At 68.4% G+C, this 15,403-nt stretch carries 15 protein-coding genes and 1 pseudogene; 5 read left to right on the top strand and 11 right to left on the bottom strand.

The window, feature by feature from the left end:
• Positions 1–125 precede the first annotated feature (125 nt).
• Positions 126–953, bottom strand: coding sequence for a phytanoyl-CoA dioxygenase family protein (locus GJV80_RS02675; protein WP_154686585.1), 828 nt, complete (start codon positions 951–953; stop codon positions 126–128).
• Positions 954–1,380: 427 nt separating this feature from the next.
• Between GJV80_RS02675 and GJV80_RS24875 the strand changes: the two are divergent.
• Both GJV80_RS24875 and GJV80_RS24870 read left to right on the top strand, forming a co-directional pair.
• Positions 1,381–3,312, top strand: a pseudogene (locus GJV80_RS24875) (protein kinase); the annotation flags it as partial.
• 220 nt (positions 3,313–3,532) lie between these two features.
• The gene (locus GJV80_RS24870) at positions 3,533–3,604 is read left to right on the top strand and encodes a hypothetical protein (RefSeq protein ID WP_370518880.1); all 72 of its coding nucleotides are present in this window, start codon (positions 3,533–3,535) and stop codon (positions 3,602–3,604) included.
• A 7-nt stretch (positions 3,605–3,611) separates the two neighbouring features.
• On the opposite strand, the gene GJV80_RS02665 is transcribed toward GJV80_RS24870, so the two are convergent.
• The 6 genes from GJV80_RS02665 to GJV80_RS02640 all read right to left on the bottom strand — a co-directional run bounded on the left by GJV80_RS02665 (position 3,612) and on the right by GJV80_RS02640 (position 9,570).
• Entirely contained in the window at positions 3,612–4,625 is a 1,014-nt protein-coding gene (locus GJV80_RS02665) for an aldo/keto reductase (protein WP_154686583.1), read from the bottom strand.
• A gap of 10 nt (positions 4,626–4,635) precedes the next feature.
• Positions 4,636–5,307 carry an MBL fold metallo-hydrolase gene (locus GJV80_RS02660; protein WP_154686582.1) on the bottom strand — a complete coding sequence of 224 codons (672 nt, stop codon included), beginning with the start codon at positions 5,305–5,307 and terminating at the stop codon, positions 4,636–4,638.
• Positions 5,308–5,385: 78 nt separating this feature from the next.
• Entirely contained in the window at positions 5,386–6,414 is a 1,029-nt protein-coding gene (locus GJV80_RS02655) for a low specificity L-threonine aldolase (protein ID WP_230208060.1), read from the bottom strand.
• A 61-nt stretch (positions 6,415–6,475) separates the two neighbouring features.
• Positions 6,476–7,879 carry a class II 3-deoxy-7-phosphoheptulonate synthase gene (locus GJV80_RS02650; RefSeq protein ID WP_154686581.1) on the bottom strand — a complete coding sequence of 468 codons (1,404 nt, stop codon included), beginning with the start codon at positions 7,877–7,879 and terminating at the stop codon, positions 6,476–6,478.
• A gap of 9 nt (positions 7,880–7,888) precedes the next feature.
• A complete protein-coding gene (locus tag GJV80_RS02645) occupies positions 7,889–8,797 on the bottom strand; it encodes a lysophospholipid acyltransferase family protein (RefSeq protein ID WP_370518812.1) in 909 nt (302 codons plus the stop codon).
• Complete coding sequence (locus GJV80_RS02640) at positions 8,797–9,570, bottom strand: 1-acyl-sn-glycerol-3-phosphate acyltransferase (RefSeq protein ID WP_154686580.1); 774 nt, start codon at positions 9,568–9,570, stop codon at positions 8,797–8,799. Before GJV80_RS02640 ends, GJV80_RS02645 begins: the two co-directional genes overlap by 1 nt.
• A 146-nt stretch (positions 9,571–9,716) precedes the next feature.
• Here GJV80_RS02640 and GJV80_RS02635 point away from each other — a divergent pair, with 146 nt between their 5' ends.
• Positions 9,717–10,514 (top strand): carboxylesterase, encoded by a 798-nt coding sequence (locus GJV80_RS02635; RefSeq protein ID WP_154686579.1) that lies wholly within the window; start codon positions 9,717–9,719, stop codon positions 10,512–10,514.
• A 50-nt stretch (positions 10,515–10,564) separates the two neighbouring features.
• Positions 10,565–10,771: a DUF5302 family protein gene (locus GJV80_RS02630; protein WP_154686578.1), complete on the top strand. Its 207-nt coding sequence runs from the start codon at positions 10,565–10,567 to the stop codon at positions 10,769–10,771.
• Here the strand turns inward: GJV80_RS02630 and GJV80_RS02625 are convergent.
• Positions 10,768–11,979, bottom strand: coding sequence for an ROK family glucokinase (locus GJV80_RS02625; protein ID WP_154686577.1), 1,212 nt, complete (start codon positions 11,977–11,979; stop codon positions 10,768–10,770). The two genes, GJV80_RS02630 and GJV80_RS02625, sit on opposite strands and share 4 nt — an antisense overlap.
• Entirely contained in the window at positions 11,979–12,407 is a 429-nt protein-coding gene (locus GJV80_RS02620) for an SRPBCC family protein (protein WP_154686576.1), read from the bottom strand. The genes GJV80_RS02625 and GJV80_RS02620 overlap by 1 nt, the downstream gene beginning before the upstream one ends.
• Positions 12,408–13,079: 672 nt before the next feature.
• On the opposite strand from GJV80_RS02620, the gene GJV80_RS02615 reads away from it, so the two are divergent.
• A complete protein-coding gene (locus GJV80_RS02615; protein ID WP_154686575.1) occupies positions 13,080–14,024 on the top strand; it encodes an ROK family protein in 945 nt (314 codons plus the stop codon).
• Positions 14,025–14,055: 31 nt separating this feature from the next.
• Here GJV80_RS02615 and GJV80_RS02610 read toward each other — a convergent pair whose 3' ends face one another.
• Both GJV80_RS02610 and GJV80_RS02605 read right to left on the bottom strand, forming a co-directional pair.
• Positions 14,056–14,823 carry an SDR family oxidoreductase gene (locus tag GJV80_RS02610; RefSeq protein WP_154686574.1) on the bottom strand — a complete coding sequence of 256 codons (768 nt, stop codon included), beginning with the start codon at positions 14,821–14,823 and terminating at the stop codon, positions 14,056–14,058.
• 50 nt (positions 14,824–14,873) lie between these two features.
• Entirely contained in the window at positions 14,874–15,254 is a 381-nt protein-coding gene (locus tag GJV80_RS02605; RefSeq protein WP_154686573.1) for a hypothetical protein, read from the bottom strand.
• Positions 15,255–15,403 lie beyond the last annotated feature (149 nt).

The raw sequence follows: 15,403 nt of genomic DNA, 5'->3' as shown, positions 1-15,403 counted from the left end.
AGGAACTCGGCGAGATCGCCGGTCTCCGAGCGCGTGTCGGTGCTTAGCACCAGGCGGGCGAGCCTGATCTGGGCACCGATGCCGATGAGGACGTTCACCCGGATACTTTACCGATCGGCAGGCCGTCACTCCTCCCCCATCACCAGTCCCTCGATGTCGTGCTTCTGCACGATCGGCTCAAGCTCCTCAACGACCCGGCACAGCAGGTGCCGGCGTAGTTCCTCCGACATCGAGTCGTAGAAGGCCTGCGTCACCTGGGGATCGTGCAACGCGTCGTGGCCGGCACCTGGTGCGTCCACGCCCAACACCAGCACCGGACGGGATTCCTGGGAGACGTTCTGCGTACCGCGATGCAGGGCGAGCGCCGACCGCGCCGAGATGTCTCCCGCCTTCGGCAGCTTGGGTACCGCCCGCTCGGCATACCGACCCCAGGTGGTGCGGTCGGGGAACATCTGGTGATCGAATGCCAGTCCGTCCTCCCACTGGGTACCCGGCGCGATCTCGAACGGGCCCATCTCGGGCACCGTGTCGACGGCGGTGAGGTTGAACGCCAGCGAGGTGAGTCGATGATCACGATAGGTCTCGGGCGGGGAGGGGAAATCGCGGTGCCACGGCTGGTTCTTGGCGCCGGGGAAGGGAACATCGAAGCCCAGCTCCACGATCAGGTAGTCCGGCCCGAGGATCTCCTGGCACACCGCTCGCACCCAGGGGTGGCTGACCAACTCGACGAACCCGCGCAACTGTTCGGGATGGATCTCCACGTAGAAGCGGTTCGGGCCGCGCCCCACCGCACCGCCTTCGCGGGAGCGGGCATCCGCGAACGCCGCCTCGATGTCCTCGCGCATCCGGGCCGCCCAGTGCGGGGAGAAGGCGCCGCGTAGCGCTGTGATCCCGTCGCTGTAGAGCTGCTCGCGAGCGGCCGCGATGTCATAGCCGGTCTGGGTGGTGGTCATCGGCTGTCCTCCTCGTCAGCTTCCCCAACGCTACTTGGCCCATTCGGCGCGGGCGTGGCCCGGCGGTGCGATGTTTGTTCGATGGAGCGTCGCTCGCGGTGCCCGGGCGGGCCGAGCCGGACTTCACTACCATCCGGCGCGCCGTACCACCGACTCGTCGTTGTCACCGTGGCGGACGAGGGAGGCTAGGACGCCCCTTCGCCGGCATATTTTCAGCATGCTCGACGACGACATCCTGGCCGCGATCCTCGATCCCTAGGACCGACGACAGAGATCGCGCCACGGCGGTTGCGGGGTGCCGGCTGACGCCGCGGCCCGGGCCGTCGACGGCGCGTTAGGCCCAAATCGTTGACGACCGGCCCTACACTCGGGCCTGGGTCCCGCGAAGACCCACCTTCCCCGTACGCACCCTGGAGCAGGCGTGACGATGACGACGAGCACGAACGACCCTTTGGTCGGGCGTGTGCTCGACCGTCGGTATCAGATCATCGACCGCGTGGCCCGCGGCGGGATGGCGACGGTCTATCGCGCCACCGACACCAGGCTGGACCGGGTGGTCGCCTGCAAGGTGATGCATATCGGGCTCGGGGACGACGACGACTTCACCCGGAAATTCGATCGGGAGGCCCGTGCCGCCGCCCGGCTGTCCCATCCCAACGTGGTCTCGGTCTTCGACCAGGGCAACGACGGCGGTCGGCCGTACATCGTGATGGAGCTGGTCGAGGGACGCACCCTGCGCAGCGTGATCGCCCGCGAGGCGCCGCTGAACCCGCTGCGGGCGCTGGCGCTGATCGAGCCGGTGCTCAGCGCCCTGGCCGCGGCACACGACGCCGGACTGGTGCACCGCGATGTCAAACCGGAGAACGTGCTCATCTCCGAGCGCGGCCAGATCAAGGTCGGCGACTTCGGCCTGGCCCGTGCGGTCACTGCGCAGACCTCGACCGCGACGGCCGGGCTGTTGATCGGCACCGTGTCCTATCTGCCGCCGGAACTGGTGCTGACCGGTCGGGCCGATGCCCGCTCCGATGTCTACAGCACCGGCGTGGTGCTGTTCGAGATGCTCACCGGCCGGAAACCGCACACCGGCGAGACGCCGATCCAGGTGGCGTACGCCCATGTGCACAACGACGTACCGGCCCCGTCGACCCTGCCGACCGCAGGGCCGATCCCGGACTATCTGGACGGCCTGATCGCCCGGGCGACGGCGCGCACCGCCGACGCGCGGCCGCACGACGCCCGGGTCATGCTGGCCCAGGTACGGCGGGTGAGATCCGCGCTGCAGGCGGGTGTCCGGACCGATCCGGAACTGACCGAGGACCTGACCGTGCCGCTGCGAACGCTCCGGATCGACCCCGGCGGGAGTGCCGGTTCGGAGCCGGAGACACCAGCTATCGACGCCAACGACCGGTCGATGCCGACAACGGCCATCGCCTCCGATCTCGAACTGGCCGTCACCGAGGATGTCCAGCACGCCGAGGCGCTGCCCCGCCGGGTGAGCTATCGCGACGAAGAGCCCTACGAGACGCCGTTCGAGCCGCAGTCCGTGGAGCGGGAGCACACTCCAACCGACATCCGCTTTCTGAGCGGGCCGTCGGCGCCGGTCGGGTTCGCCGGCCCCGGTGTTGCCGACGGATTCGACGGCCGGTTCGATCGGGGGTTCGATCATGAGCTCGGTGGCCCGTTCGAACGTCAGGCCGACCAGCGTCCCGACGACGGCGCACTTGTCCGTCCGGTGCCGCCACACCGGCCGCGCCATCCGTCCCGGCACCGCGCCCGTGGCTGGATCGCACTGATCATCGTTCTGCTACTGACCGCAATGAGCGGCGTCGGCGTCTGGTACTACACGAAGGGCCGATTCACCACGACGCCCGGGCTGACCTCGATGAGCCAGTCCCAGGCCGCGGAGGTCGCCCAGGAATCCGGCCTGCAGATCTCGTTCACCAAGAGTTATTCCGAAACCGTCCCGAAGGGCGACGTGATCGACACCAGACCGCGGCCGGGCGGGCAGATCCTGCGGGGTGGCGAGATCGATGCCGTCGTCTCCAGAGGGCCGGAACGATATCCGATGCCCAAGATCATCGGACTGACCGAGGACGAGGCGAGATCGGCCCTGGCGAAGGAGCATCTGGCGGTCGGCACGATCGACACCAAGTACAGCGAGAAGGTGAAGCAGGGCCTGGTGCTGAGTGCTTCGGCCGATCCCGGAGGGCGACTGGAACCGAACACCAAGATCGACTTCGTGGTGTCGAAGGGTCGCAAGCCGATCACCGTCGCCAACTACGAGGGCAAGGACGCCGGCCACGCCGAGCATGAACTTTCCAAAGCGGGCTTCGTCGTCGACGTCAGCAGCCAGCATTCCGACACCGTGCCGGCCGGATCAGTGATCAGCCAGTCACCCAACGACGGCACCGGCTTCAAACATGATCACATCAAGCTGATCAAGTCCCTCGGCCCCGAGCTGATCGAGGTGCCCAACGTCAAGTCGATGGGTGTGCTGGCGGCGAAGAAGGTCCTGAACGAGAAGGGGTTTCAAGGTCCGAACCTCGCGGTCGAACATCCTCTGGCTCGGCCTGGGTTACGTGGCCTCCACCGACCCGCCGGCGGGCAGCCAGGCACCGAATGGCTCGACGATCACCCTGAACCTGGTGTGATCGGTCGTCACCAGCGTGAGTGCACGGCGTCCCGGAAGTAGAGGTCGTACAACTGCCGTACTCCCCGCTCGAACAGCGGCCCGAGTTCCGGTACGTCGGCCGCCGCAGCATTGGACCGTGCCTGTTCGACATTGCGGGCGCCCGGGATCACCGTTGTCACGCCCGGTTGCTGAATGATCCAGGCCAGCGCCGCCTTGGCAGGAGTCAGGTCGATGTCGTCGAACGGCGGTTCGGCGGAGAACTCGGCCACCTCCTCGGTGAACTCCTGGGCCGCCGCGACACCGACCGCATAGTCGACCCCGGAGAACGTCTCCCCGGCATCGAACGCCTCGCCATGCCGGTTGTAGCTGCGATGATCCGTCGGCGCGAAGGTGGTCGCGGCGGTGTAGCGACCGGACAGCAACCCGCTGGCCAACGGCACCCGCGCAATGATCCCGACACCGGCTGCATCGGCGGCCGGCAACACCTCGTCCAGCGGTTTCTGCCGGAACAGGTTGACAATGATCTGCACGCTCGCCACCCGCGGCCGCGCGATCGCCGCCAGCGCCTGCTCGGTGGTCTCCACGCTGACGCCGTAGTTCTTGATCACGCCTTCGTCGGCGAGTTGATCAAGAGCGTCGAAGACGCTGTCGTCGTTGTAGACCGGAGTCGGTGGGCAGTGCAGCTGAACGAGGTCGATCACGTCGACGCCGAGATTGCTGCGGGACCGATCGAGCCATTGCCGGAAGTTGTCGAGGGTGTAGTTCTCCGGAACTTGATCAACTCGGCGCCCCATCTTGGTCGCCACCGTGAATCCGTTGCCGGCGTTGGCCGCCAGGAACGTGCCGATGATCGTCTCGCTGCGCCCGTCGCCGTACACATCAGCAGTGTCGAAGAAGGTGACACCGGCCTCGGCGGACGCATCCAGTACGGCCAGCGCGTCGGCTTCACTGACCTCGCCCCAGTCGCTGCCCAGTTGCCAGGTGCCCAGGCCGATCACCGAGACGGGACGACCGGTGCGTCCCAGGATCCTTTGCTGCACAGTGATCGCCTCAGAACGCGGTCGGACCCGCGCCGCGCAGGTCGGTCAGCTGGGTGGGGGTCATCGCAGAGATCCTGGCGACGATCATGTTCCGTCCGGGCTCGCTGAGCAGCGCGTCGTGGATCGGGAAACCTCGGGTGGCACCGACCTCGCGGGCGAAGTCGATCCCCTCCTTCATCGCCGCCCACGGGCCGTAGGAGGGGAAGGCAAGCACGTCGACGCCCTCGGGCACGTATTCATAGGAATCGCCGGGATGGAAGAAGGTGGGTTCGCCTTCACCGCTGATCAGGTAGCCGACGTTGCCGATCTGTGGGATGTCGCGGTGGATGATCGCGTGCTGACCGCCGACTCCGGTGATCGTCAGGGCACCGATGGTGATCTTGTCCCCTGGCGGCAGCGGTCGTGCAGTCGGCATTTCGGGGACGGTGCCGACACCTGTCACCTCGGTTCCGGCCAGCCCGATGATCGACGGCTCGACGAAGAGGGCGGCTCCCGGGTTGGCCTTGATCAACCCGGGAAAGCGGGCCGGATCCAGATGATCGGCATGCTGGTGGGTGACCAGGACGGCGTCCAGATCGACCAGCTCGTGCCACTGGGCCTCCATGTTGCCCGGGTCGATGAGGATCCGAGCGTCACCGGTTTCGACCAGCACGGCCGCGTGCCCGAGATGTGTGATGTCCACAGCTGCAGATTAACCAGCGCTGCGATGTCGGCGGATCAGGGGGCCCATCAGCTCAAAGCGGCCGACAGTTGGGACCCGTCAGGCCAACAGCGAACCCAACACCTTGCCCGCCGTCCGGCAGCCGTTCTCGTCGACGTCGAGATGGGTGACGGCCCGCAGGGTGTGCGGACCGAGCCGGGACACCCGGACGTCCTCACGGGCGGCCGCGTCCACAATCTTCCCGGCGTCGCGATCACCGGTGTCGAGGACAACGATGTTGGTCTCCACATCCTCCGGCCTGATCGCCGCCGGCGCGGCGGCGGCGACCTCCTCGGCGAACGCGCGCGCCGCTGCATGATCATCGGCGAGCCGGGTCAGCTGGTGTTCCAACGCGTACAGGGCAGCTGAGGCAAGCAGGCCGGCCTGCCGCCAGCCGGCCCCCATCCGCTTGCGCAGGATCCGTGCCCGGGCGATGTTCTCGGCCGAGGAGACCAGGACCGAGCCGATGGGTGCGCCCAGGCCCTTGGAGAAGCAGACGCTGATGGTGTCGTACAGCGCGCCGTAGGACACCAGCGGCGCACCGGTTGCGATGTAGGCGTTCCACAGCCGGGCACCGTCCAGGTGCCGCTTGATGCCGTACCGCTGACACAGCTCGGAGATCTCCACGAGGTTCTCATACGGCTGGATCCTGCCGCCTGCGTAGTTCAGGGTGTTCTCGATCGCCACGGCGGCCGTTGTCACGTGGTACGGGCCGCCGCCGACCGAGATCATCTCCGCGATGCGGTCGGCCTCGGCCAGGCCGCTCGACGAGGAGAAGGTACGGGTGGTCACCTGTCCGACGGCCGCATGGCTGCCCATCTCGGCACGGACGATGTGCGCCTGCGCGTCGCAGAGCACCTCCTCGCCCGGCTCGACGAGCATCCGGATGCCCAACTGGTTGGACAGCGATCCCGTCACGCAGAAGAGTGCGTCCTCGTGGCCGAACAGCTCAGCGACCCGGGACTCCAACTCGTGCACCGTCGGGTCCTCGTCGTACACGTCGTCACCGACCGGCGCAGTGGTCATCGCCTCGAGCATTCCCGGCGTCGGCCGGGTCAGGGTGTCACTGCGAAGATCGATGACGGTCACGAGCAGATCGTACCGAGCCGTCCGGATCGACCCGGAGCCCGCCGGCGACCCGGTAAGCGGGTCAGGCCCAGAGACCGGGCGTGCTGGCTGCCGCACGGGTCGATGCACCCCTGCTGTTGCGGGACTGTACCAGCCGCTCCGCCACCTGGAAGGCCAGCTCGAGCGACTGGTTGCGGTTCAGCCGCGGATCGCAGAGGGTCTCGTACCGGCTGGACAGATCGGCTTCGACCAACTCCTGCGCGCCGCCGACGCATTCGGTGACGTCGTCGCCGGTCAGTTCGATGTGTACGCCGCCCGGCCAGGTGCCGAGTTCGTCGTGGACGTCGAAGAAGCCGTTGACCTCGTCGATCACGTCGGAGAACGCGCGGGTCTTGTAGCCGTTGGCGGTCTCGAACGTGTTGCCGTGCATCGGATCGCAGACCCAGGCGACCTGACGGCCACTCGCGGTCACCTTCTCCACCACGTCGGGCAGCAGGTCGCGGATCTTGCCGGCGCCCATCCGGGTGATGAAGGTGATCCGGCCCGGTTCGCCGTCGGGATCCAGCCGATCGGCCAGTTCCAGGGCGGTGTCGGCCGATGTGGTCGGGCCGAGCTTGACCGCGATCGGGTTGCGGACGTGCCGCATCAGTTCGACGTGGGCGCCGTCCAACTGCCGGGTCCGCTCGCCGATCCAGATCAGGTGTCCCGACGTGTTGTACGGGCGATGGGTACGCGAGTCGATGCGCGTCATCGCGTGCTCGTACTCGAGGCTCAAACCTTCGTGGCTGGCGTAGAAGTCGACGGTGCGGGTCTCCTCACTGTCGATCCCACACGCCTCGATGAAGGCCAGCGCCCGCTCGATCTCGGCGGTCAGCTGTTCGTACCGGACCCCGGCCGGGCTGTTCCGGACGAAGTCGGAGTTCCAGGAGTGCATCGTCCGCATGTCGGCGAAGCCGCCCTTGACGAAGGCGCGGACGAGGTTGAGGGTCGCCGAGGAGGCGTTGTAGACGCCGAGCAGCCGCTGCGGATCGTGTCGCCTGGCCTCCTCGGTGAACTCGAACCCGTTGACCGCGTCTCCGCGGTAGGCCGGAAGCGTGAGGGCGTCGCGGGTCTCGGTGTCGGAGCTGCGGGGTTTGGTGTACTGCCCGGCCATCCGGCCGACCTTGACCACGGGCACCTGTGCCGCGTAGGTGAGCACGATCGCCATCGACAGCAGGGTGCGCAGCTTGTTCTGGATGTTGGCGGCGGTGACACCGGCGAAGGTTTCGGCGCAGTCGCCGCCCTGCAGGACGAACGCCTTGCCCGCTGCGACCCCGGCCATCTTCTCCCGGAGCTCGTCGCACTCTCCGGCGAACACCAACGGCGGCAGCCGACGCAGCCGGCGCACCACGTCTGTCGCCTCAGCAGGGTCCGGATAGGTCGGCTGCTGGAGCGGTTTCAGCGCGTGCAGGTCTTTCAGGGTCGGCAAACTCGGCAGCTCGGGCACAGGCCAAGACTAATCCGCGCCGGCTGGTGGCGCCGCATCGTTCTGCGGCGCGGCATCGACGGCACGCTGCTGCACCGACCGAGCGCTGGTCGCGTAGCTGTCGACGTAGACTTGGCCGGACAGCTCCATGATCGCGTACATGATCTCGTCGGTGATCGAGCGCAGGATGAACCGATCCCCGGCAAGGCCCTGGTAGCGGGAGAAGTCCAGTGCCCTGCCGAACTTGACCGTCGGGCTGACCACCCGGGAGAGCATCCTGCCGGGCGGGGCGATCACGTCGGTCCCGATCACCGCGCACGGGATCACCGGGACGCCGGCCTCCAGCGCCAGCCGGGCGACTCCGGTCCGGCCCTTGTAGAGCCGGCCGTCGTGACTCCGAGTGCCTTCGGGGAAGATGCCGAACAGCTCGCCGCGCTGCAGCACCTTAAGCCCGGCCCGCAGTGCGCCCTCGCTGGCCCGGCCGCCACTGCGGTCCACCGGCACCTGTCCGGTCCCCCGGAAGAAGCGGCGCTGCGCCCAACCCCGCACTCCGGAACCCGTGAAATAATCCGACTTGGCCACGAAGGTCACCCGCCGGTCCAGCATCAGCGGCAGAAACAGCCAGTCGGCGTAGGACAGGTGGTTGCAGGCCAGGATCGCCGGACCGTGCCCGGGTACGTTCGCAACCCCCTCGGCGACCGGCCGGAACACCCGGTCGACCGTCGGTCCGACCAGGACATTGCGCAGCATCCAGTACAGAACGGCGCCGGGGGTCGACTCCTCGTCCTCCGGCCCGCGCAGCTTCTCGGGGACGCTGATCTGGTCGACCCGGTCGCGGACCACCTCGCGTACCGCGCTGACCGGCGGGACGTGCTCGCGGACCGTCCGGGGCAGCCGGTCCCACACTGCCCGGTGTTCGGACTTCTGCCGATCGGCCATCAGGCCGCCTCCACCTCCCGGCCGGGGACCGGCGGTACGGGTCTGCCGTAGCCGGGCCGGGGCAGTTCCGGTACGTCGACCAGATCGACGGGTACGCCGCGGCGCAGTTCCGCCTTGACCGCCGACACGTACGTGTCGACGTAGGTCTGGCCGGACAGCTCCATGATCCCGTTCATCATCTCGTCGGTGATCCAGCGCAGCGTGTCGCGATCGTTGCCGGCACCGCGGTATCGCGAGAAATCCATCGGTCTGCCGATCCGGATGCCCGGCCGGACCAGCCGGGGGATGCCGAGCAAACCCTTGGAGAAATGGGTGTCGAATACCGCCACCGGAATCACCGGTACGCCGGACTGTAGTGCCAGCCTGGCCGCTCCGGTCCGTCCCTTGTACAACCGGCCGTCCGGTGACCGCCCGCCCTCGGGAAACATGATCACCACCCGGCCCTCACGGAGCACGTCGGCGAACGCCGCCATGTCGTCGGCGCTCTTCTTGCCGCCGGAGCGGTCCAGCGGCAGCATCCTGATGCTGCGCATGAACCACCGGAAGACCCAGCCCTTGACACCACCGAGGTGGAACAGTTCGACCTTCGGGGTGAACACCAGCCGCCGCTTCAAGATCGCCGGGAGCAGCACCGTCTCCCCCTCCGCCAGATGGTTGGCGACCAGGATCACCGCGCCCTTGTCCGGAAGGTTCTCCTCGCCCTGCACCCACGGCCGCCACCATGCCGAGAAGAGCGGCCGGGCAATCAGGTGCTTCAACAGCCAGTACAACAAGTACCCTCCTGGGCGACGGCGCGGCGCGGTCACCGCAATCGCTAGCGGTCGCCTAACACTAGTGTGCCGCGCCACTCCCAGAACACGCTCCGGCCCAACTCCCACGACGGGACGTCCGGCGCCGGCCGGAACACTACGCTGCAGCTATGAGGCTGCTGCCCCGGCGTCCGCCGGTCGCCCGATCCGGGGCCCAGGTCCGGGCTGGGGCGGAGGCGTACCACGGCGGTGACGGCGAGATCGGCGTGCTGCTCTGCCACGGTTTCTGCGGGTCACCGGCGTCCCTGCGCCCCTGGGCGGAATACCTGGTCGAGCAGGGCTTCCGGGTCAGCCTCCCCCGGCTGCCCGGGCACGGGACGAGTTGGCAGGAGCTGAACCAGACCGGCTGGCCGGACTGGTATGCGACCGTTGACCGTGCGCTCGACGAGCTGGCCGCCGAGTGCCGTACGGTCGCCGTCGCCGGTCTGTCGATGGGCGGAGCGCTGGCCCTACGCCTGGCCGAACAGCACGGCGAAGACATCTCCGCCCTGGTGCTGGTCAACCCCGCCTTGCACAATTCAGATCCCCGGTTGAGGATCCTGCCAGTGCTCAAGCACCTGATGCCGTCGGCGGCGGGCATCGTCAACGACATCGCGCGCCCGTTCAGCGATGAGCTCGGCTATCCCCGTACGCCGTTGAAGGCCCTGGCCTCGATGCTGGAGCTGTGGGACTACACGATCGCACGGTTGCACCGCATCCAGCAGCCGATCCTGCTCTACCGGTCGGTGCACGATCATGTCGTCGATCCCGTCTCGGCCCGCATCCTGCGCGAGCGGGTGCACGGGGCAGCGATCACCGAACGGATGCTGCAGCGAAGCTTCCACGTCGCGACCCTCGACTACGACGCCGAGGAGATCTTCGCGGGTTCGGCGGAATTCATCCGTGCATCAGCAGCCGCCCGCGGTTAACCTGATCAGTCAACGCCGAAACAGCACCGCCAACGTCGTACGGAGGATCCATGCCGGCCAAGAAGTCGACCGCGAAGAACAAGCAGGCTGCCGGAAAGCAGGCAGACGACGTCAAGGCCCAGATGTTGGCGGCACTGGAGGCGAAGAACAGCCGCTCCAAGGACGTGCCGCACGACAATGCTCCGGCCAAGCAGAAGGCCAACGGGCCCGAGGTCGTCGGCGGTGCACCGAAGATGCACCGCCGGAAGTCCGGCTAGATCCGACGCTGGGTGCGTTTGGCCGCCACCTGGTCGGCGACCTGCCGCAACGGTCCCGGCTCGCGGCGGACGCGCGCCCGCCGAGCCCGACGGCGGCGCGGCCAGAATCCGCCGATGACCCGCCCCGGCGGCTCGATCAACGAGTGTCGGGCGAGGTCGGCGGCGCCGATCAGGCCGGCGTCGTTGCGGAACCTGGCCAACTCGATCCGGGCCTGGGGACGGAAGCCGCGACCGGTCAGCGTCCGTTCGAACGATTCCCGCGTTGGTGCCAGGAGCAGCTCACCGGCCGCGCTCACCCCGCCGCCGACGACCACAAGTTCGGGATCGAGTGCCGCCGCCAGATTGGCGATGCCGACGCCGAGCGAACGCCCGATGTCGGCCAGCAACTCCCTGGCCAGCGGCTCCCCGCCGACCGCGGCCTCGGTGATCGCGGGTCCGGTGATCTGGTCCGGTCCGCCGACCGACTCCAGCAATCCCTGCACCACCGGCGAACCGGAGGCGACGAGGGCTTTGGCGTCGCGGACCAGGGCGTTCCCGCTGGCGTACTGCTCCCAACAGCCCCGGTTGCCGCACTCGCACAGGTGGCCGCCGGGCACCGCGATCATGTGCCCCCACTCACCGGCCATCCCGTAGCTGCCGCGGAACAGTTGCCCGTTGAGCACCAGCCCGCCGCCGATGCCGGTGCCCAGGGTGATGCAGACCATGACCGACGCCCCGGAACCCGCGCCGAACCGGTATTCGGCCCAGGCGGCGGCGTTCGCGTCGTTGTCGACGATCAGCGGCAGGTCGATCCGCTGCTCGAGTCGCGCCTTCAACGGCTCCTGCCGCCAGGCCAGATGTGGGGAGAACCGGACCACGGACTGATCGGTGTCCACCCAGCCCGCCGCACCGATGCCGACCGTCTCGACACGATGCCGTCTGCGAAGGTCGGCGACCACCGAGGCGATGGTGTCCTCGACCGCGACCGGGCTGTGTGACGGCGTGGCGGCGAGCACCCGTTCGGCGATCCGGCCCGCACCGTCGACCACACCGGCAGCCACCTTCGTGCCACCGATGTCCACGCCGATGCTGTACGGGACCGGCGGCGGGGTCAGACGGGACGGCCGCGGCGAGGTCTTCTTGGCCGCAGCCCGGGCCGAGGTCCGCGGCACCCGCTGGCGTACTGCGACCCGCTCGGTTCCCTCCGGACGGTCCGTCGCGCGGGCCATCACCGAGCCCCTGCCCGGAGGACGCGGGATCGGAGACCCTTCAGCGCGGCGTCGGTGATCGTCTTCTCCGCGGTCCGTTTCAGCAGCCCCGGCAGCGGCAGCTTGAGATCAACGGCGAGTTTGTACCTGACCCTGCTGCCCGTGCCGTGGGGTTCCACCCGGTAGCTGCCGTCCATCGCGGTGAGCGTACGACCGGTGATCAGCTTCCAACTGACCTCGTTCTCGCCCCAGTGGTATCCGACGGTGTAGTCGTCGGACAGCAGCTTGTGCTGCAACACCATGCGTACGGTGGCCGGCCGGTCCTCCGGATCGGTGCTGAGCACCTCGACCGTCGTCAGCGAGTCCACCCACTCCGGATAGCGATCGAGGTCGGCGATCACCGCCATCACCTTGTCCGGCGCCGCCGAAATCTCAATGCTCGATTCCATCTCGTCCGTTTCCTGCCGCTGCCGCGGTCTCCGTAGGGTGGCGGTGGTTCGGGGGCCGACCCCCTCGACCCCGTGCGCACTCACGTCCGCCTGCAATCTTGCCCCACTCCCTCCGCGGGCTACGGAAGTGGCTCGCTTCGCGTCGCGGGTGCGGTTCCCTGCCGAGGCCGCACCGGTTGATCGACCGCGCACCAGTTAGTCGACCCCGCACCAGTTGGTCGACGCCGCACCAGTTGGTCGACCCCGCACCAGTTGGTCGGCCTCGCACCCGTTGCAGGCGGTGCGAAGCCGAGTAAGGGGCGCGCCATCGAGTATGTAGTGCGGGACCGAGCAAGTGGTGCGGGACCCCGCGGTGCCGGAGTCCCGGGTCGGCCCCCTTTCCCCGGCCGCTACTGTCGGGACCGTAGCCACCCCACCCCGACCGTTCCCGCACCATGTGCTCGACGGCGCACCGGCTGCTCGTCGGCGCACCCGTTGCAGCCGGTGCGCGGCCGCGCAAAGGGTGCGGCACCGCGCAAAGGGTGCGGCACCGCGCAAAGGGTGCGGCACCGCGCAAAGGGTGCGGCACCGCGCGAAGGGTGCGCCGCCCACGGGCGGGCCGGCCCCGGCGTGTCGGCCCAGTAAGCTCCCACAGCGCCGATGGCGCACGGCAGCTGAGGAGCGTACGGATTCATGGCGAAGGAACCTGACCCGACGGAGTCGGTGCTGGCGATCGACATCGGCGGCACCAAGATCGCGATCGCGGTGGTTGCGGCCGACGGCACCATCACCCACGAAGCGAGGGTGCCCACGTTGCGCGACCAGGACGCCGACGCCACCTTCGCGCCGCTGGCCGACGGCATCGCCGAGATCATTTCCCAGCCCGGCCTGCAGGGCACGGCGCTGCGGGTCGGCATCGGCTCGGCCGGTCCGATCGACTCACCCGGTGGGTGGATCTCCCCGGTCAACATCCCGGCCTGGCGGCAGTATCCGATCGTGGCGAAGGTCGCGGAGGCCGTACGGGCGGCAACCGGCGCTGAACCGGCCGTCGGCCTGGCCCAGGACGGTCACTGCATGGCCCTCGGTGAGCACTGGCTCGGCGCGGGCAAGGACCTGCATTCCATGGTCGGCATGGTGTTGTCCACCGGAGTCGGCGCCGGGGCCGTGATCAACGACCGGCTGTTCGGCGGGCTGACCGGCAATGCCGTGTTGCTGGGACACATCAGCGTCAACGCCTGGGGCGAGGAGTGTGTCTGCGGCGGCCACGGCTGCGTCGAGATGTACGCCCGCGGCCCGGCGATGGTGCAGGCTGCCAAGGCCGCCGGCTGGACCGGCGGGGACGACGCCGTTGCGCTCACCGCCGCCGCCCGGTCCGGCAACGAGATCGCCCGCACCGTGATCGACAACGGGATGCGAGCGCTCGCGGCCGGGATCGCCGCCACGGCGACCCTGCTGGACGTGCCTGACTTCGTGCTCGGCGGAGGGGTGTCCAAGGCCGGTGAGGTGATCTTCGAACCGCTGCGGCGGCACATCGCCGAATTCGCCACCATGTCCTACGTCAAGGACCTCCGGGTCCGACCGGCTCAATTGGAGAACGCCGGCCTGCTCGGCGCCGCAGCGCTTGCCCTCTCCCTCTGAGGGCACCCTCCGAAACGGTCAGGAGACCGGGTCAGTAGACCGAGTAGCCGCCGTCGAGGATCACCACCGAACCGGTCATGAACGAGGCGGCGTCGGAGGCCAGGTAGACGACGGTCGGACCCAGTTCCTCGGGCAGCGCATACCGCTGCAGCGGCGCATCGTCGACCCACCGCGGCTTGAACTTCGGATCGTCGACGGGCGCCATCTCGGTCTTCACATAGCCCGGCGCCAGCGCGTTGACCCGCACGCCGTACGGCCCCCACTCAGCGGCCAGTGACTTGGTCAACTGATGGACGGCGGCCTTGGAGGCGTTGTAGGCGGGCTGCCATTGCGGCCGGTTGACGATCACTCCGGAGATCGAACCGATGTTGACGATCGACCCACTCCGCCGCGCGACCATGCCGCGCCCGAACGCCTGGGCGCAGTTCCAGACGCCGTCGATGTTGACGTTGAGGATGTGCCTGACCTCCTCCGGCGTCAGGTCGAGCGCGGCCTTGTGCAGGCCGACCCCGGCGTTGTTGACCAGGATGTCGACCGGGCCAAGCCCGTCGGTGATCTGGTCGGCGGCGGCGGCGACCTGGTCCGGGTCGGTGACGTCTGCGGTGACAGCGAGTGCGCGCACACCGAGCTTCTCGATCTCGGCGACCAGATCGTCGGCCGACGACGGGGTCCGGACCACGACGGCGACATCACTGCCCGCCTCCGCCAGCGCCAGCGCCAGCGCCCGGCCGATCCCGCGGGCAGCCCCGGTCACCACCGAGATCCTGCCCGCCAACGAGAAGCTGTCCAGTACGCCCATCAGGGCTCCTTTCGCCTTTTGTTCATCCACTGCCTCCAGACGGCCGGACCTCAGGGCCGCCGCTGCTGCAGATCATCGAGCCTGACCAACCGCCCGCTCGGTTTCCGGCGCGACGGCAGGTCGTACACCCAGATGATCACGAACCCGGTCAGCGAACAGGCCAGTGCCAGCACCGGGCCGATGGTCCCCCACCAGACCGACGCCAACCCGGCCAGGCCCACCAGGACCACCGGCACCGCGGTCCTCGGTGTCAGCCTTCCGTGTCGGGCCCGCCATCCGGCGTAGATCACCCAGGGCACCATAGCCAGCCCCGCGAACAGCTCCGCCACCAGCACGCTGCCGGGAAAGCCTCCGCTGATCAGCCGCACCATGGCGATCAGCCCGATGACTCCGATCAGCAGACCGACCAGCAGTCTGAACCACGCCGTCACCAGGCCAGCCTAAAGCGTCCGACTCGGGCAGGCACCGATTCGACCCACCGGAACCAGAACTGGCTGCTGAACTGATTCTGTAACCGAAATCCGGAAGGAACCGCTGCAATCCCGACATATCCCCGTATGCTCGGGGGGAATGCGTGCCA

The organism is Microlunatus sp. Gsoil 973, from assembly GCF_009707365.1.
GTDB lineage: Bacteria > Actinomycetota > Actinomycetes > Propionibacteriales > Propionibacteriaceae > Microlunatus.
This window is presented reverse-complemented; position numbering and strand designations above follow the sequence as displayed.

Coding starts and splice junctions, on each gene's coding strand:
- GJV80_RS02645 (WP_370518812.1), bottom strand. CDS start 8,797: ATGGCCGATCGGCAGAAGTCCGAACACCGGGCAGTGTGGGACCGGCTG.
- GJV80_RS02675 (WP_154686585.1), bottom strand. CDS start 953: ATGACCACCACCCAGACCGGCTATGACATCGCGGCCGCTCGCGAGCAG.
- GJV80_RS02635 (WP_154686579.1), top strand. CDS start 9,717: ATGAGGCTGCTGCCCCGGCGTCCGCCGGTCGCCCGATCCGGGGCCCAG.
- GJV80_RS02610 (WP_154686574.1), bottom strand. CDS start 14,823: ATGGGCGTACTGGACAGCTTCTCGTTGGCGGGCAGGATCTCGGTGGTG.
- GJV80_RS02620 (WP_154686576.1), bottom strand. CDS start 12,407: ATGGAATCGAGCATTGAGATTTCGGCGGCGCCGGACAAGGTGATGGCG.
- GJV80_RS02630 (WP_154686578.1), top strand. CDS start 10,565: ATGCCGGCCAAGAAGTCGACCGCGAAGAACAAGCAGGCTGCCGGAAAG.
- GJV80_RS02625 (WP_154686577.1), bottom strand. CDS start 11,979: ATGGCCCGCGCGACGGACCGTCCGGAGGGAACCGAGCGGGTCGCAGTA.
- GJV80_RS02615 (WP_154686575.1), top strand. CDS start 13,080: ATGGCGAAGGAACCTGACCCGACGGAGTCGGTGCTGGCGATCGACATC.